General features: G+C 69.3%; 23 protein-coding genes and 1 tRNA gene. 18 read left to right on the forward strand and 6 right to left on the reverse strand.

Going from position 1 to position 25523, the window contains the following annotated elements; all coding sequences use genetic code 11:
- The first annotated feature begins 88 nt into the window (after positions 1-88).
- The 6 genes from mtrA to secA all read left to right on the forward strand — a co-directional run bounded on the left by mtrA (position 89) and on the right by secA (position 8702).
- On the forward strand, positions 89-769 hold the full coding sequence (gene mtrA / locus EV140_RS11515; protein WP_130284081.1) for an MtrAB system response regulator MtrA: 681 nt from the start codon (positions 89-91) through the stop codon (positions 767-769).
- Positions 770-773: 4 nt separating this feature from the next.
- A complete protein-coding gene (mtrB, locus tag EV140_RS11520; RefSeq protein ID WP_130284083.1) occupies positions 774-2381 on the forward strand; it encodes an MtrAB system histidine kinase MtrB in 1608 nt (535 codons plus the stop codon).
- On the forward strand, positions 2374-4077 hold the full coding sequence (locus EV140_RS11525; protein WP_198674436.1) for an LpqB family beta-propeller domain-containing protein: 1704 nt from the start codon (positions 2374-2376) through the stop codon (positions 4075-4077). Before mtrB ends, EV140_RS11525 begins: the two co-directional genes overlap by 8 nt.
- A gap of 64 nt (positions 4078-4141) precedes the next feature.
- A complete protein-coding gene (locus EV140_RS11530; RefSeq protein WP_157985652.1) occupies positions 4142-4909 on the forward strand; it encodes a ComF family protein in 768 nt (255 codons plus the stop codon).
- A gap of 133 nt (positions 4910-5042) precedes the next feature.
- Positions 5043-5717 carry a ribosome hibernation-promoting factor, HPF/YfiA family gene (hpf, locus tag EV140_RS11535; RefSeq protein WP_130284089.1) on the forward strand — a complete coding sequence of 225 codons (675 nt, stop codon included), beginning with the start codon at positions 5043-5045 and terminating at the stop codon, positions 5715-5717.
- 138 nt (positions 5718-5855) lie between these two features.
- Positions 5856-8702 carry a preprotein translocase subunit SecA gene (gene secA / locus EV140_RS11540; RefSeq protein ID WP_130284091.1) on the forward strand — a complete coding sequence of 949 codons (2847 nt, stop codon included), beginning with the start codon at positions 5856-5858 and terminating at the stop codon, positions 8700-8702.
- Positions 8703-8879: 177 nt separating this feature from the next.
- Here secA and EV140_RS11545 read toward each other — a convergent pair whose 3' ends face one another.
- Positions 8880-9296 carry an Rv3235 family protein gene (locus EV140_RS11545; RefSeq protein WP_422386124.1) on the reverse strand — a complete coding sequence of 139 codons (417 nt, stop codon included), beginning with the start codon at positions 9294-9296 and terminating at the stop codon, positions 8880-8882.
- A gap of 254 nt (positions 9297-9550) precedes the next feature.
- Between EV140_RS11545 and EV140_RS11550 the strand changes: the two genes are divergently transcribed.
- Positions 9551-10135 carry a hypothetical protein gene (locus EV140_RS11550; protein WP_130284093.1) on the forward strand — a complete coding sequence of 195 codons (585 nt, stop codon included), beginning with the start codon at positions 9551-9553 and terminating at the stop codon, positions 10133-10135.
- Here the strand turns inward: EV140_RS11550 and EV140_RS11555 are convergent.
- Positions 10111-10404 (reverse strand): helix-turn-helix domain-containing protein, encoded by a 294-nt coding sequence (locus EV140_RS11555; RefSeq protein ID WP_096422674.1) that lies wholly within the window; start codon positions 10402-10404, stop codon positions 10111-10113. The genes EV140_RS11550 and EV140_RS11555 overlap by 25 nt on opposite strands.
- 118 nt (positions 10405-10522) lie before the next feature.
- Between EV140_RS11555 and EV140_RS11560 the strand changes: the two genes are divergently transcribed.
- From EV140_RS11560 to EV140_RS11570, 3 genes are read left to right on the forward strand one after another with little or no spacing between them, the layout of a single operon-like run.
- Positions 10523-11152 (forward strand): hypothetical protein, encoded by a 630-nt coding sequence (locus tag EV140_RS11560; RefSeq protein WP_130284095.1) that lies wholly within the window; start codon positions 10523-10525, stop codon positions 11150-11152.
- Positions 11149-12579, forward strand: coding sequence for a CpaE/TadZ family protein (locus EV140_RS11565; RefSeq protein ID WP_130284097.1), 1431 nt, complete (start codon positions 11149-11151; stop codon positions 12577-12579). The genes EV140_RS11560 and EV140_RS11565 overlap by 4 nt, the downstream gene beginning before the upstream one ends.
- A 9-nt stretch (positions 12580-12588) precedes the next feature.
- Positions 12589-14091: a sensor histidine kinase gene (locus EV140_RS11570; protein WP_130284099.1), complete on the forward strand. Its 1503-nt coding sequence runs from the start codon at positions 12589-12591 to the stop codon at positions 14089-14091.
- 78 nt (positions 14092-14169) lie between these two features.
- Here EV140_RS11570 and EV140_RS11575 read toward each other — a convergent pair whose 3' ends face one another.
- Entirely contained in the window at positions 14170-14418 is a 249-nt protein-coding gene (locus EV140_RS11575) for a WhiB family transcriptional regulator (protein ID WP_130284101.1), read from the reverse strand.
- 230 nt (positions 14419-14648) lie between these two features.
- On the opposite strand from EV140_RS11575, the gene EV140_RS11580 reads away from it, so the two are divergent.
- Complete coding sequence (locus EV140_RS11580; protein WP_130284103.1) at positions 14649-15005, forward strand: hypothetical protein; 357 nt, start codon at positions 14649-14651, stop codon at positions 15003-15005.
- A 14-nt stretch (positions 15006-15019) separates the two neighbouring features.
- Here the strand turns inward: EV140_RS11580 and bcp are convergent, their stop codons facing one another.
- The gene (gene bcp, locus EV140_RS11585; RefSeq protein WP_130284105.1) at positions 15020-15493 is read right to left on the reverse strand and encodes a thioredoxin-dependent thiol peroxidase; all 474 of its coding nucleotides are present in this window, start codon (positions 15491-15493) and stop codon (positions 15020-15022) included.
- Between the two features lie 174 nt (positions 15494-15667).
- Here bcp and EV140_RS11590 point away from each other — a divergent pair.
- Positions 15668-15740, forward strand: a tRNA-Lys gene (locus EV140_RS11590).
- Positions 15741-15817: 77 nt separating this feature from the next.
- Positions 15818-16429 (forward strand): LysE family translocator, encoded by a 612-nt coding sequence (locus tag EV140_RS11595; protein WP_157985653.1) that lies wholly within the window; start codon positions 15818-15820, stop codon positions 16427-16429.
- Between the two features lie 246 nt (positions 16430-16675).
- Here EV140_RS11595 and EV140_RS11600 read toward each other — a convergent pair whose 3' ends face one another.
- Positions 16676-16867, reverse strand: coding sequence for a hypothetical protein (locus EV140_RS11600; RefSeq protein ID WP_096422656.1), 192 nt, complete (start codon positions 16865-16867; stop codon positions 16676-16678).
- Between the two features lie 175 nt (positions 16868-17042).
- On the opposite strand from EV140_RS11600, the gene EV140_RS11605 reads away from it, so the two are divergent.
- From EV140_RS11605 to EV140_RS11615, 3 genes are read left to right on the forward strand one after another with little or no spacing between them, the layout of a single operon-like run.
- The gene (locus EV140_RS11605; protein ID WP_198674437.1) at positions 17043-17597 is read left to right on the forward strand and encodes a TetR/AcrR family transcriptional regulator; all 555 of its coding nucleotides are present in this window, start codon (positions 17043-17045) and stop codon (positions 17595-17597) included.
- Between the two features lie 3 nt (positions 17598-17600).
- The gene (locus EV140_RS11610) at positions 17601-20468 is read left to right on the forward strand and encodes an MMPL family transporter (protein ID WP_130284109.1); all 2868 of its coding nucleotides are present in this window, start codon (positions 17601-17603) and stop codon (positions 20466-20468) included.
- Positions 20465-22549, forward strand: a complete 2085-nt coding sequence (locus EV140_RS11615) for a YhgE/Pip domain-containing protein (protein WP_130284111.1) — start codon at positions 20465-20467, stop codon at positions 22547-22549. Before EV140_RS11610 ends, EV140_RS11615 begins: the two co-directional genes overlap by 4 nt.
- Positions 22550-22559: 10 nt before the next feature.
- Here EV140_RS11615 and EV140_RS11620 read toward each other — a convergent pair whose 3' ends face one another.
- A complete protein-coding gene (locus tag EV140_RS11620; protein WP_130284113.1) occupies positions 22560-23063 on the reverse strand; it encodes a sugar phosphate isomerase/epimerase family protein in 504 nt (167 codons plus the stop codon).
- A gap of 180 nt (positions 23064-23243) precedes the next feature.
- Between EV140_RS11620 and EV140_RS11625 the strand changes: the two genes are divergently transcribed.
- Both EV140_RS11625 and otsB read left to right on the forward strand, forming a co-directional pair.
- Positions 23244-24671, forward strand: coding sequence for an alpha,alpha-trehalose-phosphate synthase (UDP-forming) (locus tag EV140_RS11625; RefSeq protein ID WP_130284115.1), 1428 nt, complete (start codon positions 23244-23246; stop codon positions 24669-24671).
- Complete coding sequence (otsB, locus tag EV140_RS11630) at positions 24668-25471, forward strand: trehalose-phosphatase (protein WP_096422644.1); 804 nt, start codon at positions 24668-24670, stop codon at positions 25469-25471. The genes EV140_RS11625 and otsB overlap by 4 nt, the downstream gene beginning before the upstream one ends.
- The last annotated feature ends 52 nt before the right edge of the window (positions 25472-25523 follow it).

Here is a 25523-nt window from a genome sequence, read left to right on the forward strand (position 1 = left end):
CCGTATGGTTTCACACTCGTCTAGGCTGGAGCGAACAATGATCGCATCCTCGGGCGATGGCGCCCGGGTCAGTGAGCGGAGGCTGGCAATGACCGCGCGCATCCTCGTCGTCGACGACGACACGGCGCTCGCCGAGATGATCAGCATCGTTCTCACCGGCGAGGGTTTCGAACCTCACCTCGTGCACGACGGCGCCGACGCCGTGAACGCCTTCGCGCAGGTCTCGCCCGACCTCGTGCTGCTCGACGTCATGCTGCCCGGCATGGACGGCATCGAGGTATGCCGGCGGCTGCGCGAGACCACCGGCACGCCCATCATCATGCTGACCGCGAAGGGCGACACCAACGACGTCGTCGAGGGTCTCGAGTCGGGGGCCGACGACTACATCGTGAAGCCGTTCAACCCGAAGGAACTCGTCGCCCGCATCAGGACGCGTCTGCGGCCGACTCCCGACTCCTCGGTCGAGCGGCTGCACATCGGCGACGTCACGATTGATGTGACCGGCCACGAGGTGCGCCGGGGCGACCAGGCGATCAACCTCACGCCGCTCGAGTTCGACCTGCTGCTGGCGCTCGCCATGAAGCCGAATCAGGTGTTCACACGCGAGATGCTGCTCGAGCAGGTGTGGGGCTACCAGTACAAGGCCGACACGCGCCTCGTGAATGTGCACGTGCAGCGCCTGCGGGCGAAGGTCGAGACCGACCCCGACAACCCGAGCATCGTCATGACCGTGCGGGGCGTCGGCTACCGCGCGGGCGCGCCGCGTTGAGGCGATGACGCCGTTCAGCCTTCGCCGGCTGCTGGTGCGGCTGATAAGGCTCTGGCGCAGCTCGCTGCAACTGCGCACCGTCGCCATCACGGTGCTCGCCACCCTGTTCGCCGTCACGGTCATCAGCGGCTACATGGCCGTCACGATCGCCACGAACCTCTACGAGTCGCGCAAAGACCAGGTGCTCGCCGAGGCGCGGCAGGCGACGGCGAGCGCGCAGCTGCTGTTCGACTCGTCGGTCACGCAGACCGGCGCGATTGACGTGGAGACCGCCGCTGAGGCGGTGAGCCGCACGATCAGGCTGTCGACGAGTTCACCCACCCAGTTCGCGCTGTTGCGCACGCCCGGCCAGTCGACGCCGCAGATCATGCAGCAGCGGCAGAGCCCCGGCTTCGACCTCGGCGTCATCACGAGCGAGCTGCAGGCGGCGGTCGCCGAGGGCGGCGACGCCGTGTTCTCCCAGCCCATCGGCATAAACGGGGGCACGACGCTCGAGCCGGGCATCATCGTCGGCTCGACCATCGAGGTGCCGACCGCCGGCCAGTATGAGCTGTACCTCGTGTTTGGCGTGAGTGACGTGCAGCGCACCCTCGACTTCGTGCAGCAGACGCTGCTCATCGGCTCGTTGCTTCTCGTTCTCACGATCGGGCTCGTCACCTTCGTGGTCGTGCGTTTCGCCATCCGCCCGGTGCGGCTTGCGGCGCAGACGGCCGAGAAGCTCGCCGACGGCCAGCTGGAGGAGCGCATTCCGGAGCGCGGCCAAGACGTGGTCGCCACCCTCGCCCGCTCGTTCAACCGCATGGCCGACAGCCTGCAGCGTCAGATCACGCAGCTGGCCGACCTGTCGCGTGTGCAGCAGCGCTTCGTGAGCGACGTCAGTCACGAGCTGCGAACGCCGCTCACGACGATCCGCCTCGCGGGCGACGTGATTTACGACCGGCGGAGGTCGTTCGATCCGACGACGGCCCGCACGGCGGAACTGCTGCACACGCAGGTGCAGCGCTTCGAGACGATGCTCGCCGACCTGCTCGAGATGAGCCGTTTCGACGCGGGCGCCGTCGACCTCGAGACGGAGCCGACGAATCTCGTGCGCCTCGTCGAAGAGTCGATTGACAGCATCCGCCCCCTCGCCGAGCAAAAGGGCACCGAACTGCGTCTCGTCGCCCCCGGCGGCTACTTCGAGGCTGACGTCGATGCGCGCCGCATCCGCCGCATCCTGCAGAACCTGCTCGGCAACGCCGTCGATCACGGGGAGGGTCGCCCGGTCGTCACCTACGTCGACTCCGACGCGCGGGCGGTCGCGATCGCCGTGCGCGACTACGGCATCGGCATGGACGGGGCCCAACTCGAGCGGGTCTTCGACCGATTCTGGCGCGCCGACCCCTCCCGCCAGCGAACGACCGGAGGCACGGGTCTCGGCCTCGCGATCGCGACGGAAGACGCGCACCTGCACGGCGGCGTTCTCGACGTGTGGAGCGAGCCGATGCAGGGCAGCTGCTTCCGCCTCACGCTGCCGCGGCGCCCCGGCGGCATCGTTCGGCACTCGCCGCTGGACCTCCCGCCCAGCGACCCGGTGGATGCTGTACTCACGGAGGGGGGACACGATGCGTAACCGACGGCGCGGCCTGATCGCGGTGCTGCTCGCCCCCGTGCTCCTCGTCGCGGGCTGCGTCAGCGTGCCCATGGCGGGGCCGGTCGAGCAGGGCGACGCCGTCACGGACCCGGTCGACACCGACTTCGAGTTTCTGCCCGCGGGGCCGACGCCGGGCGCGACGCAGGAGGAGATCTTGCAGGGCTTCTTCGCCGCGACAACCGCCTCGCAGGAGAACTACCGCATCGCCAGGTCGTACCTGAGCGACGCGATTTCGTCGGAGTGGAATCCCTACCAGTCGACGCTCGTGCGGGCACAGGAGGGTTTCGTCGAGCGTCTCGACGACACGACGCTCGAGTATTCGGTCCAGGTGATCGCGGAGGTCGATGCGGTCGGCCGCTACCGCGTCGCGCCCGAGGCAACCGAGCAGACCCTGCCCGAGTTCCGCTTCACCCGAGAGGGCGGCGAGTGGCGCATCGCCGAGCTGGGGGACGGCATCCTGATTTCGCAGCAGGCGTTCCCGAGCGCGTTCAGCCAGCACGTTCTGTACTTCTACGACCCGACGTTCACGAATCTTGTGCCCGACCTTCGCTGGTTCCCGACCCGGTCCGGTGTGCCGACGCGCATCGTTCGTGCGCTGCTCGACGGCCCGTCCTCCTGGCTCGACCAGGGGGCGACCGTGTCGGCCATTCCGGAGGGGGTCGCGTTGGTCGCCGCGCCGGTGGGAATCGTCGACGGCCAGGCGGTCGTTGACCTGAGTTCCGAGATTCTCGAGCTGGGCGACGTCGAACGTCAACGCCTGCTCGCGCAGTTCCGCGCGAGCTTCGGCTCGCTCGGCAACGTCGCCGGCGTGCAGCTCACGGTCGACCAGACGCCCGTCACGATCGCGGCGACGACCGAGGTTCCCGAGGTGAATCCTCAGGTCGACGGACGCCTGTTGCTGATGGGCCCCGATGGCGACCGTTTCGGTTTCTCGAGCGGCGGAGCCACGGTCGAGCCGGTCGGCCGGCTCAGTGAGCGCGCCATCGAATTGGGCGCCGTATCCCTCGCCCTCGGACCGACCCGCACGGTGGGCGCCATGCTCACCGAGCAGGGCGCGTGGATCGTGCGCAGCAACGATCTGGAACCGTTGCTGCTCGATAATCGCGCCGACCTCGTGCCGCCGAGCTTCGACGGGTTCCAGCTCATGTGGACGGCCACGAGCGACGCGAGTGAGGGGCTGAGCGCCATCACCACCGGAGGCGAGGTGATCCCCGTCGACGTCGTGCTGCCGGAGGGCACGCGTCTCGTGTCGATCGATGTCTCGCGTGACGATGCGCGCATCCTCATGCTGCTGCAGGGCGAGAGCGGCCCGCGCCTCGTCGTCGGCGCGATCGCTCGCGACGAGGCGAGCGGGCGCCCGCTGCGCATCGGCGACCTGCTCGACATCCCGATCGACGGAGCCGCGGGCGCCACGGCCGTCGACGCGGCCTGGGTCGACGAGGTGCGCGTGGCGTCGGTGATTGAGTCCTCACAGGGCACCGCTGTCGACCTGCACGAACTCGGCGGACGCTCGCGCTCGCTCGGCCGACCGCCCGGCGCCGTGCAGATCGTCGGTGGCAACGGCGGTGTCACAGGCCTCAGGGTTCTCACCGACACGGGAGTCGTCGTCGAGCCGCGCGGCAACGGCTGGCAGTCCACGGGCGTCCGCGCCTCCTTCCTCGGCGTGCAGCAGTAGCGACTGTCCACGGATGCCCGTGCGGGCACTCCGCGCAGCTCACCCCTCGGGCACCCTCCCGGGCATGGCCGACGCGCTCACGCCCCTGTCTTCGTCCCGTTCGCCCTCGTCTCCGCTGCGGCCGCCGCGGCCGATCATCGCCGCTGCGCTGCGCTCGGCCTGGGCGCTGGTCGCTCCGGTCGAGTGCGTGGGCTGCGACGAGCCCGACGTGGTGGTGTGCGCGGCGTGCGCGGCCGAGCTCGAACCCCGCGTGCGCACCGCACCGCTCACGGTGGGCCGTGACGACGTTCCCCTCGTCGCGGCACTCGACTACGAAGGGGTGCCGAGGCGGGCCCTACTCGCGCTGAAGGAGGAGGGGCGCACCGAGCTCGCGGGCCCGCTCGCCGCCGCGGTCGACGCGGCCGTGGTCGAGGCCTACCGACAGGCGGCCCGCTACACCGTAAACCGGCGCGAGTCGCCGCTGCTCGTGGCGGTGCCGGGCAGTCGCGCGGGGCTCGCGCGGCGCGGCTTCCACCCCACCGATGCGCTCCTGCGCCGGGCAGGCTTTCACGCCACCCGGGCGCTCGTCCCTGCCCGCGCGAACGCTCCCGCGCAGAAGTCGCGGCGCATCGATGAGCGCCTCGCCCGCGATGGCGCCGTCGTCGTGCGGGCCGGCGAGCGCTTGCTCGGCCGTCGGGTCGTGCTGATCGACGATGTCGTCACGTCGGGCGCGACGCTGCGTTCGGCGGCCGCTGTCGTGCGCGCGGCCGGGGCCGAGGTTGTGGCGTGCGCGGCCGTCATGGCGACGCCGCGTCGAGACGGCGAGTCGAGCATCCCCTGGGCATCTCAGTAGACCTCTCCTCGAGTGTCCACAATCGGGGCGAGGGTTCTCTTGCGCTTCCGGTGCCACGGACTAGCGTTAGGTCATGGACGGCGCGACACTCGCCTGACCCTCAGGCGACGCGCCGACGGTCAAGGAGGTCGACGTGGACATCACAATCACCGGACGCAACATTGGCATCACCGACCGGTTCCGCGACTACGCCACCGAGAAGGGCGAGAAGGTCGAGCACCTCGCCGACCGCCCCCAGGTTCTCGAAATCAAGGTGTCGCGGCACCACGAGAAGAACGGCAAGCCGGGCGACGACCGTGTGGAAATGACCCTGATCGGACCGGGACCGGTCGTGCGCGCCGAGTCGTCGGCGAGCGACAAGTACGCGGCCTTTGACCTCGCGATCGACAAACTCATGGAGCGATTGCGGCGCGCCAAAGATAAGAAGAAGGTGCACCGCGGCAAGCATCGGCCCGTCTCCCTGCGCGAGGCGTCGGCCGACGGGTTCAGCGTCGTCGACATCACGCCCGCGCGCCCCGAGGTGATTGAGAGCGTGTCGACCGGGTCCATTCCCGTGCAGCAGGCCGACGAGTCCGATGAGCCCGTTTACACGCCCGTCGTTGTGCGGCAGAAGGTGTTCCCGGCGTCCCTCATGACGGTTGACGAGGCTGTCGACCAGCTCGAGCTGGTCGGGCACGACTTCTTCCTGTTCATCGACGCCGCAACCGACCGGGCGAGCGTCGTGTACCGCCGCACGGGCTGGAACTACGGCGTCATCAGCCTTGAACACGAGGCCGATGAAGTGCCCGCCAAGCGGGGGCGCGGATGATCGTGGTACAGATGCGTTCGGCTCGCGTCTGACCGCGCTTGCTAGCATGGGGCCCGCCGCACCGCGCGGCGGGCCTCGATGTGTCCCCGCTCAACCGCGCAGTGGTTCTTTCGGCCCCAATGACTGGAGTAAATCGACGTGGCGAATGTTCTCGAACGAGTCTTGCGTGTCGGCGAAGGGCGAACCCTCAGGCGCCTGAAGGCCTACGCAGAGGCGATCAATCGGCTCGAAGAAGACTTCAGCGACCTCACTGACGACGAGCTGAAGAACGAGACCGCCGAGCTGCGCGAGCGGTACGGCAACGGCGAGTCGTTCGACGACTTGCTGCCCGAAGCGTTCGCCGCGGTTCGTGAGGCGGCCAAGCGTACCCTCGGCATGCGCCACTTTGACGTGCAGCTGATGGGTGGGGCTGCGCTGCACCTCGGCAATATCGCCGAGATGAAGACGGGCGAGGGCAAGACCCTCGTCGCCACCCTGCCTGCGTACCTCAACGCGATCGCCTCGCGGGGCGTGCACATCATCACGGTCAACGACTATCTCGCGAGCTACCAGAGCGAGCTGATGGGCCGCATCTTCCGCGCCCTCGGGATGACGACTGGGTGCATCCTCTCGGGGCAGACGCCCGACGTGCGCCGCGAACAGTACGCCGCCGACATCACGTACGGCACCAATAACGAGTTCGGCTTCGACTACCTGCGCGACAACATGGCGTGGCAGTCGAGCGACATGGTGCAGCGCGGCCACTTCTTCGCGATCGTCGACGAGGTCGACTCGATCCTCATCGATGAGGCTCGCACGCCGCTCATCATCTCGGGCCCGTCGTCGGGCGAGGCGAACCGCTGGTTCACGGAATTTGCCCGCATGGCGACGAAGCTGAAGGCCGGTGTCGACTTCGAGGTCGACGAGAAGAAGCGCACGGTGGGTGTGCTTGAGCCCGGTATCGAAAAGGTCGAAGACTACCTCGGCATCGACAACCTTTACGAGTCGGCGAATACCCCGCTGATCTCCTTCCTCAACAACGCCATCAAGGCGCAGGCCCTGTTCAAGCGCGATAAGGACTACGTCGTCATGAACGGCGAGGTGCTCATCGTCGACGAGCACACCGGCCGAATCCTGGTCGGTCGCCGCTACAACGAGGGAATCCACCAGGCCATCGAGGCTAAAGAGGGCGTCCAGGTCAAGGCCGAGAACCAGACGCTCGCGACCGTCACCCTGCAGAACTACTTCCGCCTGTATTCGAAGCTGTCGGGCATGACCGGTACGGCCGAGACCGAGGCTGCTGAGTTCATGAGCACCTACAAGCTGGGCGTTGTTCCGATCCCGACGAACAAGCCCATGCAGCGCATCGATCAGCCCGACCTCGTCTACAAGAACGAGCAGGGCAAGTTTGAGCAGGTCGTCGACGACATCGTGCAGCGTCATGCGACCGGTCAGCCGGTGCTTGTCGGCACGACCAGCGTCGAGAAGAGCGAGACGATCAGCCGGATGCTCGCGAAAAAGGGCGTCAAGCACGAGGTTCTGAACGCGAAGAACCACGCTCGCGAGGCGTCGATCATCGCCCAGGCCGGACGGCTGGGCGCCGTCACCGTGGCCACCAACATGGCCGGCCGCGGAACGGACATCATGCTCGGCGGCAACGCCGAGTTCCTCGCCGTCACTGAGATGAACAACCGCGGACTCTCACCCGTCGACACGCCCGATGAGTATGAGGCCGAGTGGGATGCCGTGTTCAAGCGCGTTCAGGCGGAGGTCAAGCAGGAAGCCGAGAAGGTGATCGCTGCCGGTGGTCTGTACGTGCTCGGCACCGAGCGGCACGAGTCTCGCCGCATCGACAACCAGCTGCGCGGTCGCTCCGGCCGTCAGGGTGACCCGGGCGAGAGCCGCTTCTACCTCTCGCTGCAGGACGATCTCATGCGCCTGTTCAACGCCGGCGCCGCTGAGTCGCTCATGACCCGCACGAATGTGCCCGACGACATGGCGATCGAGTCGAAGGTCGTGAGTCGCGCCATCCGCTCGGCCCAGTCGCAGGTCGAAAGCCGCAACGCCGAGATTCGCAAGAACGTGCTCAAGTACGACGACGTCCTGAACCGTCAGCGCGAGGCGATCTACACCGACCGTCGGCACATCCTCGAGGGCGATGACCTCCAGGATCGCGTGCAGACGTTCATCGAGCAGGTCATCACCGACGTGGTCGATGAGGCGACCGCCATCGGACACTCCGACGATTGGGACCTCGACCAGCTCTGGACCGAGCTGAAGACGATGTACCCGATCTCCCTGACGATCGATGAGGTGCTGAGCGAGGCCGGAGCAAAGCTGACCCCGGAGTTTTTGAAGCGCGAGCTCATCTCCGATGCGAAGCTGGCGTACCAGCGTCGCGAAGAAAGCCTGGGCCGCACCGCCACGCGCGAACTCGAGCGCCGCGTGGTCTTGAGCGTCATCGACCGCCGCTGGCGCGACCACCTCTACGAGATGGACTACCTCAAGGACGGCATCGGCCTGCGCGCCATGGCCCAGCGCGATCCGCTGATCGAGTACCAGCGCGAAGGCTTCGCCCTCTTCCAGACGATGATGGGGCAGATTCGCGAGGACGCCGTCGGCTTCCTGTTCAACCTCGAGGTCGAGGTCACCGGCTCAAAGGGAAGCGCGCAGGTCACCGCGAAGGGTCTCAACGCCCCGCAGACGCCGCAAAACCTGAGCTACACGGCGCCGAGCGCCGACGGGGACGTCGAGGTGCGCAATCAGCGCGGCCAGTTGCAGCAGTCGGCCACCGACCGCGCGCGGGAGGCGGCTCCGGCCGTCAGCCCGGCGTTTGGGCGTCCGGCGGCGGCGCAGGGCGCTCGTCCCGCGGCGCGCACCGGCGCGGCAGGCGGCAGCCAACAGGGCGGCCAGACGGGTGCCTTCGGGCAGCGCTCCGGAGGCGGCGCCGCTGCTCCCGCCGCGAACCGCGCGCAGCGTCGCGCCCAGGGCAAGAAGAAGAAGTAGTCCGCGCGACGAGCGCGTGAGCGAATGCCCCCGGGGGAGAGGCCATCCCGGGGGCGTTCGCATTCCCACGGTGCGATGCAGCGCATCCACGGGTCGCGGCGCTCGGCGCACCCCAGCGCCGGTGCCGCTCCGCCCGCATCCGGCGGGGACCGGGTCAGCGGGGGCGGGTGTGTTGAGTTACAGAACGTGGATGGCGCTCGCTCGCCAGCGCCGGTCGAGGCCCTCGAGGCGAATCGCCACGGCGCGCGAGCGGGCACGCGAGTTCACGACGACGACGGCCTCGATGACGCCGTCGCGCGGCTCGCAGAGACGAACCCCGCCGAGCGCGAATGCCGGGCGGATGGCAGGGGTGCCACGGGCTGCTCGGGCACGCGCGCTGATCGTCTGACGCTTGAGGAGCGTTCGGTAGACGTCGTCGGTGACCCAGCGGGCGATCTGCTCGAGTTCCCGAGCCCCGGCGAGCACCTCGATCACGCACCGCGTGAGATTCTCGACCAGGGGCTGCGGGTCGGGGAGGTCGACAGTCGAGGTCGGCTGGTAGTCGAAGAACTCTTCCTGCGCGATGCGAGCGCTGAGCGAACGCCCGCGCCGAATGGGCTGACGACCCTCGTCTTGGTCGAGCAAGGCGTGCGCGGATGCAGTGCTCACTCGTGTCTCCTCTCCCCTAGAGGGGTCGCATGGCCGTCGTGCGGCGCCCGCCGTGATCCCTACTGACCACAGACCCTGATGTTTACCCCCTTATGGGGGTAGAACACACCTAAGCAGATGCATTCCTCATCTGTCTATACCGACGCGGTTCTGTGGAAAACCATGTCGCCGCTGTCGGTCGCCGTCACTACGGTGCCCGCATGCGTTGGGACCACCTCTTCGATGACCTTGCCGGCCAGCTCGAGCACGAGCTGACGGCGGAAGAGGCTGACCTGCAGAAGGAAGAAGAACGCCTCCGCCTCGGCCGTCTCGGCGTGCGCGAGCGCATCGTGGCGCTCAAGCGCACCCGAGATCACGCGCTCATGGAGGTCGCCGTCACCTTGCGTAACGGAGCGCGCATCCGCCTCGAGCCGATGACGGTCGGGCGCGACTGGATGGCGGGCGACATCGATGGGCGTGACGACGCTCAGGCCGTCGTGCCGTTCGACGCGATCGAGTCGATCACCCTGCGCGACGAACAGATCACTCCATCGCTGACGCCGGAGGAGCCGAAGCCTGACCTGTCGAGCAGACTCGGGTTGCCGTTTCTGCTGCGTGACCTCTGCCGTCGTCGGGTCGCTGTGCGGATCGACACCGTGAGCTCATCGCTGACCGGCACGATCGACCGCGTCGGTCGCGATCACCTCGACCTTGCCGAACATGATCTCGACACGCCGCGTCGGCGCGATGTCGTGCGGGGAGTGCGCCTCGTGCGACTCGATCAGGTGGTGGTGCTGCGCTTGTGACCGCGGGTATCGCCGAAGAGCTCGGCGACGTCGGCGTACTCCGCCTCGTTCCAGAGCGCGATGCGCCGCGTCTCCTCGTACTTGTCGGCGATGAACGACTCGAGGACGGAGTGCTCGACGCGCCACTGTCCGATCGCGCCCAGACGAATCGCCGGCAGCTCGCCGGAACGCACGAGTGCCATCACCTCGGCGGCCGTGAGGCTGAGCACTTCGGCAACGTCGGTGAGGCTCAAGAAGCGCCCCACTGCGCCGGGCGGGTGATCGGACATGCCCCGATTATGGCGGGGCGGGCTGAGGGTGCGCCGGATTGTGGATAACTCTGATCCAGAATCCAAGCATCCGCCCACTATCGACGCGGCACCCCGCCCCCGTCGAATAGGAGCCCGCATGCCCCTCCGCGCCGCCGACCGACCCCGCCGCGTTACCGATCCGCGCCTCATCATCGGCCTCGCTCTGGTCGCCGCGTCCGTCGCTGCGGTGGTCGGCATCGTTGCAGTCAACGACGACGGGGTCGAGGTGTACGCGGCGCCGCGCGCGCTGGTCGCCGGCGAGTTGGTGACCGCCGCCGACCTCGAACTGCGCACCCTCGGCCTCGGCGCCGACGCGCGCCACTACCTCGACCCGGCCACCCTCGACGAGGGCGGCGTCATCGTGGCGCGCACGGTTGGCGCGGGGGAACTCGTGCCCCTCGGCGCCGTCGGGGATGCTCGCGGCGCGCAATCGACGACGGTGGTCGTCGCGCTCGCCACGCCTCTCAGCGCCACGGTGCGCGCCGGCGACACGCTCGACCTGTGGTCGGCACCGGCGATCGAGGGCGGACGTTTCGGTGCCCCGTCGGTGATCGCATCGTCCGCGCAGCTGGTGCGCACGATCGCGGCTGAGGGCGTTGTCGCGACGGGGGAGGCGGGGCGCGTGGAGCTGCTCGTTCCTCGCCGAGATGTCGCGCGCATCCTGCATGCGCAAGCGAACCGTGACGCGCTCTCGGCCGTTCCCGCCTCGCTCGCGGTGGCGCCGTGAGTCTGAGCGTCGGTCTTGCCATCGGGGCTCGCCCGCTCGAACCCCTGGAGCTGGCTCTGCTGCGGGCCGGTCACCGCATCGAGTGGCGGGCGCACAGCGCCGATGAGGCGATCAGTTTGCTTGCGGAGCGGGCCCCCGATGCGGTGCTCATTCTCGACGACCCCGCCTTCACCCGCGCCGACATCGTCGGAACCGCTGACCTTTTGCGCGTGCGCAGCGTGCTCGTGCACCGCGGCACGGTGAGCGCCCAGGGTGCGCGGCTCGACGTGGCCGACCGCATCGCGCTCGAGAACGATGCGCCCCCCGACGTGTCCCTGCTCGATGCGGCGCCCGCCCCCGCCCTCTCGCCCGAGGCCGTCACCTTCGGCGCTCCTGCCGTGGCCGAGCCGGCGTCGCCGCCCACGCCGGTACGCGCGCCCGAGCCCACGCTCGCGCCAGCGCACGAGCCTGATCCGGCGGCGCGGCCTGAACCGCGATCCCAGCCGGAACCCGAGCCGGTGGCGCCCACGCGCATTCCGTACCATCCGGTCGAGACGGAGGGCGAGCATCCCGAGCCGATTCCGTCGCGGGTGATCACCGTGTGGGGGCCGACGGGCGCGCCCGGGCGCACGGTGACCGCGACGGCGCTCGCGGCCGAACTGGCGCTGCGAGGACGCCGGGTCGCTCTGGTCGACGCCGACACCTACGGGGGCACGATCGCTCCGGCGCTCGGGCTGCTCGACGAGTCGCCCGGGTTCGCCGCGGCCTGTCGCCTCGCCGGGTCGCGAGCCCTGAGCGCCGACGAGCTCACCCGTGTGTCGCAGCCGCTCAGCGCCGAGTCCGGGGTTTCTGCCGACCGCTTGCGCGTGTTGACGGGCATCGGACGACCCTCGCGCTGGCCCGAACTGTCGAGCGACCGCGTGACCGCGGCTCTGGACGCGTGTCGCGAGTGGTGCGACGTCGTGGTCGTCGACGCGGGCTTCAACCTGGAGTCCGACGAGGAGCTGTCGAGCGACATCTTCGCCCCGCGGCGCAATGCCGCGACGATCGCCGCGCTGCGTGCCGCCGATCGCGTCGTCGCCGTCGGAGCTGCCGACCCGCTCGGCCTCGCTCGATTCCTGCGCACCTACCCCGACCTCGTCGAGGCGGTCACAGACGTCCCCGTGCAGGTCGTCATCACGCGGGTGCGTTCGAGCATTCTCGGGCTCGACCCGGCAGGCCAGGTGCGCCACACGCTCGATCGCTTCGCGGGGATCCGCGACGCCGTGCTCGTGGACGACGACCCGGCCGCGGCGGATGCCGCTCTTCTGCGGGCGCTGCCCGTTCCCCTCGCCGCGCCGAAGTCGGCTTTGCGCGCGGGGGTCGCCCGCCTGGCTGACGCGCTCGGTTACGCCGTCCCCCGGTCGACCGGTCGCCGCTCGCCGTTTGCGTGGCGGCGCACCGGGTAGCCTTGCCGCGTGTCGACGCTTTCCGATCTGGTCCATGAGTACAGTGCGCTGACAGACGGCGACATCGACTGGCTGCACCTCGTCACCGCCGAGGGCCAGCTGATCGCCGACCTCGCCTTTGCCGACATCGTGCTGTGGGTTCCCGACCGCGCCGGCAGCTACGTCGCCGTCGCGCACTCGCGGCCGTCCAGCTCGGCAACGCTGTTCTACCGCGACTTTGTCGGCCAGGCGGTGCGGCCCGAGTGGGCCGACCTCGTGAGCGAGGCGTTCGAGACGGGGTCCATCGTCGACTCGACGGCACCCGACTGGTACGAGGAGACGCCGACGCGTGTGCTCGCGGTGCCCGTGCAGCGTCGCTCCGGACCGGCAGAGCCGACTGCGCCGGCGCGGCCGATCGCCGTGATCACCCGACACACCAACCTGTCGGAGGCGCGCATGCCCTCCCGGCAGGAGGTCACGTTCAACGAGTGCGCCGCCGACATCTTCCACATGGTGGCCACCGGAGATTTTCCTGACCCGAGCGCGCCGAGCGGTCCGCGTCGCGGCGCGCCCCGAGCATCCGACGGGTTGATTCGGCTGGATGTCGACGGGGTCGTCACCTTCGCGAGCCCCAACGGGCTCTCGGCCTTCAACCGCATGGGCTTCCAGGGAGAGTTGGAGGGTGAGTCGCTCGCCGCCGTCACCACGCGCCTCCTGGCCGGCAAGCTGCAGGTCGACGAATCGCTGCCGCTCGTAGTCACCGGGCGTGCACCCTGGCGCACCGACATCGACGCCCGCGGCGTCACCGTGAGCCTGCGGGCGATTCCGCTGCGGCAGGCCGGGCAGCGCATCGGCGCGATCGTCCTGTGCCGCGATGTCACCGAGGTTCGCTTGCAAGAGCGCGAGCTCATCACGAAGGACGCGACGATCCGCGAGATTCACCATCGGGTGAAGAACAACCTGCAGACGGTGGCCTCGCTGTTGCGCATTCAGGCGCGTCGCGCGCACTCCGAGACCACGCGCGAGGCGCTGACGCAGGCGATGCGGCGCGTCTCGGCAATCGCCGTCGTGCACGACACCCTCTCGGAGGGGCTCACCCAGAACGTCGACTTCGACGACGTCTTCGCCCGCGTGCTGAAGCTCATCGCCGAGGTTGCGTCGAGCCACAACACCGTCGTGCGGCCGCGCTCGGTCGGCAGCTTCGGAGTGTTGCCAAGCGCCTACGCGACGCCGCTCGCTCTCGCGTTGACCGAGTTGGTCACGAACGCCGTCGAGCACGGGCTTGCCGGCCGCACCGACGGCGAGGTGGCGATCGAGGCGACGCGGACGGAGGAGTCTCTGAGCGTCAAAGTGCGCGACAACGGCGGCGGCCTCGCCGAGGGGAAGGTCGGCTCAGGGCTCGGAACGCAGATCGTGCGCACCCTCATTCAGGGTGAACTCGGCGGCACTATCGACTGGCACACCCTCGCCGGTGAAGGCACCGAGGTGACGATCCAGGTGCCGCTGCTGTACCTGCGCCCGCGGAGCGACTAGCGGATTACCCGCACAACGCGAAACGGCCCGTGCCGAAACACGGGCCGACGCCCTGCGCGGATGCGCGGTGCGAGTCGCTTAGGACGCGCGGCGGGCGCGCGCGGCTCGGCGCTTCAGGGCGCGGCGCTCGTCTTCGCTGAGGCCACCCCAGACGCCCGAGTCTTGATTCGTCTCGAGGGCGTACTGCAGGCAGATCTCGGTCACGGGGCAGTTGCCGCAGACGGCCTTCGCCTTCTCGATCTGGTCGACCGCGGGGCCGGTGTTACCGACGGGGAAAAACAGCTCGGGGTCAGCGGTCAAGCACGCGGCCTTGTCACGCCAGTCCATGGCACAGCTCCTTAGCATTGGGCGATAGCGCGCCACGAGGGTTGGGGGACGCGCTACACCCCGAAATGAATCGGGGGTAGGTCAGAAAACGAACAGAGTGTTCGTCGCCCACGGCGCTGTAGGCGTCACAACAACGGCCTATAGAGTCTCATGTCGAGAACGTCAAATCAATACTTTTGGAGCAATTTCTTACCGTGTCAGACACCCGCCGTACACCTCTGGTAATCGCAATGATCGCCTTGGTGGTGCTCGAGACGGTGTTCGTCGTCGGCTTCACGACGTTTCTCGCCCTGCGATTTGCTGCCGAATCAGCGGACTTTCCCGCAACCGCGGTGGCGTTCTTGATCTGCGCGGCACTCGTCGGCCTGTGGCTCGTGCTGACCGTGATCGGCCTTCTCCGCGCCCGCGGGTGGACCCGCGGGAGCGTTTTGACCTACCACTTCTTGCAGCTGGCGATCGGAGTGGGAAGCGTGCAGGGATTCGTGCCGCGACCCGACATCGCCTCCTGGATCATCATCCCGTCGGTGCTCGGCATCGTCTTCATCCTGACGCCGACGCTGACCGAGTACCTGTCGGAGCGCGACTAGTACCGCAGCGGGGCTTACGCGTCGATGCCGAGCTTCTTGCGCAGGCTCGCGACGTGGCCGGTCGCCTTCACGTTGTAGAGCGCGTGGGTGAGTACGCCCTCCTCGTCGACGACGAAGGTTGAGCGCAGCACGCCGGTGACCGTCTTGCCGTACATCGACTTCTCGCCGTACGCGCCGTACGCGTTGTGCACGGAGAGATCGGGGTCGCTGAGCAGGGGGAACGTCAAGCCTTCGTCGTCGGCGAACTTCTGCAGCTTGTCGGCCGAGTCCTTCGACACGCCGAGCACGCGGTAGCCGGCGGCCTCGAGCGAGTTCAGGTTGTCGCGGAAGTCGCAGGCCTGCGTCGTGCATCCCGGGGTCGAGGCGGCCGGGTAGAAGTAGATGACGACCTTCTGGCCGGCGTATTCCGACAGCGACACCTCGGCGCCGTCCTTATCGGTGAGGGTGAAGGCGGGGGCGGGGTTTCCGGCTTCCAGACGGTCGGCCATGGCGGGCTCCTCGAGTGTCGGGGCGTGCGATGTGGTGGTCGGTGCGGACGCCGTCGTCCGCGCATCCGCTCGACAGTGTATGGATGCTCGCCCTCCGGCGGCTGGGTGCCCGCCGAGTGGCCGAGGGGGTCGCGCAGGTGCTATCGTTTCCTCTCGGCCCGCACGCTGGGCTGCGCACCTCTAGCTCAATTGGCAGAGCAGCTGACTCTTAATCAGCGGGTTCCGGGTTCGAGTCCCGGGGGGTGTACGAACGGCCCCGTCACTCTCGCCAGTGCGGGGCCTTTCGCATTGTCGGCACGGGGCCGTCGGCCCCATACTGACGCTGTGGCGATCGAGACCTGGTGGCTGTACCTCGCGGCGTGCGCCGGGCTGTCGCTGACGCCCGGGCCGAACGGGTTGCTCGCGCTCACCCACGGCGCACTTCACGGCGTGCGGCGCACGGCCTTCACCATCCTTGGTGGCGCCCTGGGATTCACCGCCGTGATCGCCCTGTCACTTTTCGGCATCGGAGCCCTGCTCGCCGCGAGCGCTGACCTGCTGTTCTGGCTCAAGCTCGCCGGCGGCGCGTACCTCGTCTACCTCGGCATCGTGGTTTGGCGCTCGCCGCCGATTCAGGTGAACCAGCCGTCGGGGGCGCGCCCCGCGCATCCATGTGGCCTGTTCGCCCAGGGTTTGCTCGCGGCGACGACCAACCCGAAGGGCATCCTGTTCTTCGTCGCGTTCCTGCCCCAATTTCTCGACCCGACCGCCAGCCTGCTCGCCCAGTTCGTCGCCATGGCGGCCACGTTCGTGATCGTCGAGATCGTCTTCGAGTTCGTCGTGGCCCGCGCATCGCAGTCGGTGCAACCCTGGCTCGCGCGCGTCGGGCGCACCTTCAACCGGGTGACGGGCGGTCTATTCGTCGGCATCGGGGTGCTGCTGCCCCTGCAGAGGTAACCACACCCCTTCGGCGGGGCGCTCGTGCTCGTGTGGGTCGGCATCCAGTCGATCCGGCACCGCAACGCCATCAGCGCCGATGAGGTGTCGGTCGGCTCGGCGCGTAACTGGTTCGCCACGAAAGCGGCGCGCATCGCGGTGGTCCGCGCCGGGGGAGGGGCGGCCCTCGTCGCCCTCGGCCTCGGGGTGGGCCTCCCGGCACGTTTTTTCGGCGCTGGCCCCAGCCGGGTGCGCACCCTCCCGCTGCTAGCGCTCGATCGCGTCCTGCTCTTTGTTGTCTTCGATCACGGTGCCGACGGCGATCGCGACGCTGATGCCCCAACTCACCCACATGAGGGCGAGCCGCCAGTCGCGGGGCCCCTGTTTTGTGGCCTTCAGTACGCCGACGGCGCCGAACACCGAACTCAGCACGGCCCCGTTGGTCAGGTACTTGCGCATCGGATCCCCTTCGCGTGATCGGAGCCTTCACGCTATCGCGACGCTCTCACGGGATGCACGTTGCGCTCAGCGCGCGCCCAGATTCGCGGGCGTGGCTGGGAATCGGCCCCGGGCATCCCCGGATTTTGACCGATCGGTCAGAACCTGACCAATCGGTCACATACGCTGGTGGCTCGTGAGCCTCCACGACCAGTTGCGCGAGATCGCGCTGACCGAATTCGCGTCCGCCGGCTACGCGGCAACGAGCCTGCAGCGCATCGCCGACCTCGCCGGCACCTCGAAGGCGAGCGTGCTCTACCACTACGCCTCCAAAGAGCAGCTGCTCGCCGACGCGATGGCCCCCGCCCTCGACGAGCTGACCGCCATCGTGAGCGGCATCGGCGACGTCGCCGCCGACCGCGCCCAACGCATCGCCTTCCTCGAGCGCTTCGTCGACGCCCTGCTCGCGCACCGCGAAGTCGTGCACCTCATCGTCAACCAGTCGGCGACCCAGCAGGACGTGCCCGCCTTCGCGCGCGCCCAAGCGCTCATGCGCGAGCTTTCCGAGGCATTCGAGTTGGCCGCCGGCAGCACCCTCGAGAAGCTGCGGTACGGCATCGCGCTCGCCGGCGCCGCCTACACGCTCGCCGCCAGTGACCTGCTCGGGCTCGACAGCCCTCCCGTCGATGAGATTCGCCCCGCCCTCAACACCGTCCTGCGCGAACTGCTCGCCCCCGAATCCAAGGACTAAACCGTGTCGACCCTCCTTTACCGCCTGGCCCGCGCCGCGTACCGGCGCGCCCGCACCGTCCTCGCCATCTGGCTGCTCGCCGCCATCGGCCTGCTCGGCCTCGGCTTCGGGCTCGGCGGCTCGACCGACGACACCTTCACCATCCCCGGCACCGAGTCACAGGACGCCCTCGACGAGCTCGGCGAACTCTTCCCGCAGGTGTCGGGCGCCACGGTTCAGGCGGTGGTCGTCGCGCCCGAGGGCCAGCGCGTCGACGACGCAAGCGTGCGCGCCGAGATTGCCGACATCGCTGCCGATCTCGCCGCGATCGACGGCGTCGACCAGGTGCTCGGCCCGTTCGACGAGTTCGCCGACAACCAGGTGAGCGACGACGGTTCGGTCGCGATCATCCAGACCACCCTGGTCGGCCAGCAGGCCGAGATCACCGACGAGACGCTGGAGGCGGTCGTCGCCACGGGCGACGGGCGGGATGCCCGGGTCGAGTTCGCGGGGCAGATCTTCGCCGACCAGGTGCCCGGCATCTCGATCATCGAGGCGATCGGCGTCGGCATCGCCGGCATCGTCCTGCTCGTCACGTTCGGCTCGCTGCGCGCCGCCGGCATGCCCATCGTGAGCGCTCTGCTCGGGGTCGGCGTCTCGATGGGCGGCATCTTCTTCATCGCCTCGCTCGTGCCCGTCTCGAGTGCGGCCCCCCTGCTGGCTCTCATGATCGGGCTCGCAGTCGGCATCGACTACGCCCTGTTCATCCTGTCGCGGCACCGAACGCAGCTGGCGACGGGCATGTCGCCGTACGAGTCGGCCGGCGTCGCGGCGGGCACCGCGGGAAGCGCCGTCGTCTTCGCCGGCGGCACGGTCATCATCGCCCTCACGGGGCTGCTCGTCGTCGGTATCCCATTCCTGTCGATCATGGGGATCGGCGGCGCTGCCGCCGTGGCTGTGGCGGTCGTCGCCGCGCTGACCCTGCTGCCCGCCCTCATGGGGCTTGCGGGCGACCGCTTGATCCCGCGCGAGGGATCGCGGGCGTGGCGGCGCGCGCATCCCGTTGCCGGCGGAAAGCCGACCATGGGGCGCCGCTGGGTGCGCGGGGTCATGCGCCGGCCGCTGCTGACGACCTTTGGCGTCGTCGCCGTGTTGGGTGCCGTGTCGCTGCCGGCGTTCAGCCTCGACCTCAACCTGCCCGATGGTGGCAAGGAGCCGACCGGTACGACCCAGCGGGAGGCGTACGACATCATCGCGGACGCGTTCGGCCCGGGCACGGCGGGGCCGCTGCTCGTCACCGTCGACATCACCCAGACCACTGAGATTCTCGACGACCTCAACGCGATTCGCTCCGAGCTGGAGGGCGTGCCGGGCGTCGCGAACGTCAGCCAGGGCATCCCGTCGCCGGGAACCGAGCGCGCCATCTTCCGGGTCGCGCCCGAGACCGCGCCCGACGCGGCGGAGACGAAGCAGGTCGTCGCCGACATTCGCGCCCTCGGCGTCGAATTGGATGCTCGCTACGGCACCCCGATTGCCGTCACCGGCGTCACCGCGATCGGTATCGATATCTCCGAACGATTGACAAACGCGCTCGTGCCGTTTGCCCTCATCGTGGTCGGGCTGTCGATCGTGCTGCTGATGGCCGTGTTCCGCTCGGTGCTCGTGCCGGTGAAGGCCGCGCTCGGCTTCCTGCTGTCCGTCGGTACCGCGCTCGGCGTGACCGTGGTCGTCTTCCAGTGGGGCTACGGCGCCGAGCTGCTGCACGTCGAGCCCGGCCCGATTCTGAGCTTCATGCCGATCATCCTGATGGCGGTCTTGTTTGGCCTCGCGATGGACTACGAGGTGTTCCTCGTCTCGGGTATGCGCGAGCAGCACGTGCACGGCGCGGGTCCCCGCGAGGCCATCGAGGAGGGCTTCACGAACGGCGCCCGCGTCGTGACGGCCGCCGCCCTCATTATGTTCCTCGTCTTCGCGGCCTTCGTGCCCGAGGGCCTCAACCTCATCAAGCCCGTCGCGCTCGGCCTTGCCGTCGGTATCGCCGTCGACGCCTTCGTCGTGCGCATGACGCTCGGGCCCGCCCTCATGACGCTGTTCGGACAGGCCGGCTGGTGGTTCCCGCGGCCGCTCGATCGCGCCCTGCCCAACCTCGACATCGAGGGGGAGGCGCTCGGAGCGCACCGCGAGGCCGAGGTCTGGGCGGTCGAGCACGCATCGTCGACTCTCGTCGTCGACGGGCTCGCGACCGAGGGCGTCGATGGCGTGCTCGACGCCGACGTGCCCGCCGGGGCGCGCCTGGCGCTGACGATGGACGCCGCATCGCGCCGCCCGCTGCTCGCCGCGCTCGCCGGCTACCTGCCGGTCACCGCTGGCCGCGCGCGCGTCGCCGATGGGCTCCTGCCGTCACAGCCCTCCCGCGTCGCGCGGCGCGTGACCCTCGTCGACCTCGACCCCGTGCGGCTGCCCGCCGGAGTCACGCTGGCGACCCTCGCCGGCGAGCGACTGGCGGCAGCCCGCTCGCGGCGCACCGCGGGCAGCTGGCTGTCGTCGCTCGCGTCTCGACTGCGTGCGGCCGACGAGCCCGAGCTTGCGCGCGTCATCGAGCGCGTCGACCCCGGCGCTCCACTCGCCGCGCTCGACCCCGACACGCGCGCGCTCGTCGCGGCCGCCCTCGGCGCCATCGACGAGGCGCCGATCGTGCTCGTCGATGCCGGTCACCTGCCGCCCTCAACCGTCACGTCAGCCGACCGGCTGCTGGAGGTCGCGGCGCCGACGGCGGCGCGCATCCTCGTCGGCGACCATGTCGCTGCGCTTCCCGCGGACGGCCGCGCGGCCGGCCGCCTGCGCCCCACACCGACCACTCGCATTCTTGACTCGGAGGCGATCTCCTCATGACCCGTCGACCTTCCCGCGTCGTCGCGGCCCTCACCGCCGCGGCCCTCGTGCCCGCCGCGATCGTCGGGGTGGCGCTCGCCGCCCTCGGAAGCGGCGACGACGACCCGCTCGCGCGCATCCCCGCCGCCGTTGTCAACGAGGACGAGTTCGTCACAACGGTCGGGCCCGACGGCGACGAGCAGCTGATTCTCGCCGGGCGCCTGCTCGTCACCGAGCTCACCGGCCCCGATGCGCCCGGCTTCGACTGGCGTCCCACGAGCGCTGACGAGGCCGAGCGAGCGCTCGCGGCCGGCGACGTGTACGCGGTCGTCACCATCCCGTCCGACTTCTCGGCCACGATCGCGACGCTCGGCGAGCCGGATGCCCGCATCGCGACCATCCGCATCCAGACGGACGACGCCCACAGCTACCTCGCCGGCAGCGTCACGCAGGCGCTTGGCGAAGGGCTCATCGCGCAGTTCGGAGCGGAGATCACCGAGCAAGTTCTGGCGGGGGTCGTCGGCGGGCTCGGCGAGCTCGGAACCGCCCTCGCCGAGGCGGGGGACGGCGCGAGTCAGCTCGCCGACGGCACGCGCGAGCTGGGTGACGGCGTCGCGGCGCTGGGGGAGGGTGCGGCCGGAATCGGCTCCGGTGCTCGAGAACTCGGTGTCGGGTTGGGCGCTCTCGCCGACGGCACGCGCGAGGCGGCGGGCGGTGCCGCGCAGTCGAGCGACGGCGCTCGTCAGCTGGCCGACGGGCTCGCGAACTACGTCGGCGGCGTCGAAGGAGTCTCCAACGGCGTGACGGCCTATGTCGGCGGGGTTGACCAGCTTGCCACCGGTCTTGAGACCTTCGCTGCCGAGGTGGAGCCACTTCCCACGCTCGGTGCCGCCGTCGTCGGAATCGACGAGCAGTGGGGCCTCTTGGCCGACAACCTGAGCGTGATCGCGAGTGCGCTGGCGACCCCCGGCCTGCCGAAGGAGCAGCAGCAGGGTCTGATTCTCGCCCTCGGGGAACTCGCCGCGGGAGCTACTCAACTGTCCACGGCGTCCGGTCAGGTCGCGTCGCAGGCCGAGTCCGCTCTCGTCGCCCTGCCGGGCGGGGTTGCCGAGTCGGCCGCTGGTGCGCGAGTGCTCGCCGATAACGGGGCGCCGCTCGCCGACGGCGCATCCCAGCTTGCCGCAGGCGGCGCCCCGCTTGTCGGTGGCTTGGACGGGCTCACCGACGGTCTGGGCGAGCTGGCCGGCGGCCTCGACCAGCTGGCAGGCGGTGTCGGCCAGACCGCGTCGGGCGCCACGGCGCTCGCCGACGGCGCGACGCTCATCGCCGACGGTGCCGCGGAGGCGGCCGATGGGGCGAGCCAGCTCGCCGACGGTGCCGACGAACTAGGGTCGGGACTCACGGAGGGTGCCGCGGAGGTTCCGAGCGCCGACGACCTCGACCCGGCGGTGATCCTCAACCCCGTCGCTCTCAACAGCGAGAGAGTCAACCCGGTGGACGGCATCGGGGGCGTCATCGTCGCGGTGCTCGCTCCGATCGCCCTCTGGCTCGGCGCGCTCGCCGCCGCCGTCGCGGCGCCGCGGGGCGGCGCTGCCCTCGTCGGCTCGGCCCTCGGTGCTCGTGCCCAGCTGCGACGACGGGTCACCGCCATGGCCGGGGTCGCGGTGGCGCAGGGCGCGCTCGTCGCGCTCCTCGCTCCGCTGCTCGCGGGGGCGGCGTGGTCGACGCTGCCGGCGTTGCTCGGCCTCGCGCTCGTCGCTTCGTTCGCCTTCGCCGCCCTGCATCTGGCCGCCTCCCTCGCGCTCGGCAGGACGGTGACCGTGATCGGCTCGCTTGTGCTGCTCGGCGTTCAGGCGGTCGTCGTGGGAGTCGTCATTCCCGTCGATGCCCTCGTCGCGCCGTTCCCCGCGCTCGCTGCGGTGCTGCCAATCCCAATCGTCGCCGATGGGATGCTCGCGGCACTCGCCGGGGGAGACGCCAGCCGTGTGATCGCTGCCCTCGTCGTGAGCGTGCTGCTCACTGTCGCAGCGATGCTGCTGAGCATGCTCGCTGCGCGGCGTCGGCGCTCGCAGGCCGTGCGAACCGCCTACGCGGCCGGGTGAGCCGACGCGGTCAGGTGGCGTTTACGCGCAGATGCGTGCGAGCGAACCGCATGGTCCCCGCGAGCACCGTGGCGCGCTCCTCCTCATCGCGGCCGCGGTGCCGAGTGGTGATCTCGGCGACGACGAGGCCCTCGAAATGGTGATCGGCCAGCGCCCGCACGACGTCGTCGACGGGTAGTACCCCGTGGCCTGGGGGCGGGTGCTCACCCACCAGCGGACCTTGAGGACTATCCCTGCTGGAGTCGCACAGGTGCACGTGCCGAAGCCGATTTCCCCAGGCCGCGGCGAGCTCGCTCACGGGCCTGCCGGTCATGCCCGCGTGGGAGAAGTCGAGCGTCAGTGCGTCGATATCGAGCTCACCGGGATTCCAACTCGGAGCGACGACATCGCGCGCTGAACCACCGCGCTCGGAGGACATGTTCTCGACCGCGACAGTGACGTCGTCAGTGTCGGACAGGTCGCGCACGTGGGTGAGGCTTCGAGCCGATTGCGTCGCGCGGTCACTGGTGACTATGACCTCGACGCCGTCGTAGCCACACTCGGCGGCGAGTTAAAACGCGGGGTTGTACGGCGGGCAACACCGCGCCCCGCACCTGGTCTCTGAGAGAACTCTGAATCTCGGCTGATACGGTCACGTCGGATTCACGAGCAGCCCCCGAACACCGCCGCCGAGGCGGCAGGAACGAGCCAGCGCATGACCGATCGCCACCACTACGACTTCGTGGTCGTCTCCAACCGACTCCCCGTCGACCGGGTCGTCGACCCGGACGGCACTGAGCGGTGGCAGAGATCGCCCGGCGGTCTGGTGACGGCCCTCGAGCCGGTGATGCGCGCATCCGATGGCGCGTGGGTCGGCTGGGCGGGCAAGCCCGACCTGGAACTCGAGCCGTTCAGCGCCGATGGCACGTATCTCGTACCCGTCGCGCTCAGTGCCGACGAGGTGGCCGACTACTACGAGGGTTTCAGCAACGACACCCTGTGGCCGCTGTACCACGACGTGATCGCGCCCCCAAGTTTCCACCGTGAGTGGTGGGATGCGTACGTGCGCGTCAATCGACGCTTCGCCGAGGCGAGTGCGGCGATCGCCGCCGAGGGCGCGACCGTCTGGGTGCAGGACTACCAATTGCAGCTCGTGCCGAAGATGCTGCGAGCGCTGCGCCCCGACCTGATCATCGGGTTCTTCAACCACATCCCATTCCCGCCCTACGGCATCTACGCGCAGCTGCCCTGGCGCAAGCAGATCGTCGAGGGGTTGCTCGGCGCCGACGTGATCGGCTTTCAGCGCGTCGCCGACGCCGGCAACTTCACGCGTGCCGTTCGCCGGCTGTTCGGCGCGACCAGCACGAAGGGCAACGAGGTGCGCGTGCCCGTCGCCGAGGGCGCCGCGCCCCGCACGGCGATCGCGAAGGCCTTCCCCATCTCGATCGACGCAGCCATGTTCGAAGAGATGGCGCGGCGTCCCGACATCCAGGCGCGCGCGGCCGAGATTCGCGACGAACTGGGAAACCCCGACACCATCTACCTCGGCGTCGACCGTCTCGACTACACGAAGGGCATCCGCCACCGCCTGAAGGCGTTCGGCGAGCTCCTGCGCGACGGACGCACCCGCGCCGGAGAGAGCGTGCTCGTGCAGGTCGCGAGCCCCAGCCGCGAGCGCGTCGAGGCGTACATGCAGCTGCGGGATGAGATCGAGCTGACCGTCGGCCGCATCAACGGCGACTACGCGACGATCAGCAACTCGGTGATCGCCTACCTGCACCACGGCTATCCGCGCGAGGAGATGGTCGCGCTGTACCTCGCCGCCGACGTCATGCTCGTGACCGCGCTGCGTGATGGCATGAACCTGGTTGCGAAAGAGTACGTGGCCTGTCGCCACGATAACGACGGGGTGCTGATCCTGAGCGAGTTCGCCGGAGCGGCCGACGAGCTGAAGAACGCGCTCCTCGTCAACCCGCACGACATCGATGGTCTGAAGGAGACGATGCTCGTCGCCGCCTCCATGCCGCAGAGAGAGCGCGCGAGCCGCATGCGGGCTTTGCGCAAGCGTGTTCGCGAGAACGATGTGGCTCGCTGGTCGGCGTCGTTCCTCACCGAACTCGACGCCATTCGGGATGCGCGATGAGCGTCGCCCTTGACCCCGCCCTGATTGAGGCGGTCACCCGATTCGCGGCCCTCCCGCGCGTGCTCGTCGCCCTCGACTTTGACGGCACCCTGGCGCCGGAAGTCGACGTGCCCGATGAGGCGCGTGCTCTGCCGGAAGCCCACGAGGCGATCCGCGACCTCGCTGCGGCACCGAACACCGTGGTCGCCCTGGTTTCCGGGCGGTCGCTCGACAGCCTGGCGCGGGCGGGGCGGGTGCCGAGTAGTGTTCCGCTCGTCGGTTCGCACGGTTTGGAGGTGCGACTTGCCGTTGACGATGTGCGGCCAGCGGCGACCCCCGCGGATCGCGCTCGCGTCGACGCGCTTCGGGCAGTGATCGCGCCACTCGTCGAGATGGTAGACGGTGCGTGGATCGAGCGAAAGCCTGCTGGGTTCGCCGTGCATACCCGAACAGTCGATCCTCCGTCTGCTCGGGCGCTCACGGAAACCGTCCGCGAGGCGGCGCGACGAGCCGACCCCGACCTGACGGTGCGCGATGGGAAGAACCTTATCGAGTTCGCGGTGCGCGACGCGACCAAAGGCGACGGACTCGCCGTGCTCCGTGAGGAATTTCGACCGGACGCGGTTCTGTTCGCCGGCGATGATGTCACCGACGAAGACGCTCTGGCCATGCTGACGCACGATGATCTCGGCATCAAGGTTGGTGCTGCCCCGACGGTTGCGTCACACCGCGTGTCGGATCCGCAGGGAATGTCTGACGTCTTGCGTCTGTTGGCGTCTCTCAGGGCCGAGCCCGCGCAAGGGGGGTCGGCGCACCCGTAGACTGCTGTCTCGAGGTCGGTGCCCTCCGCGCTTCTTGGCCACAACCCCCACA

This window comes from Microcella alkaliphila (genome assembly GCF_004216855.1).
Taxonomy (GTDB): domain Bacteria; phylum Actinomycetota; class Actinomycetes; order Actinomycetales; family Microbacteriaceae; genus Microcella; species Microcella alkaliphila.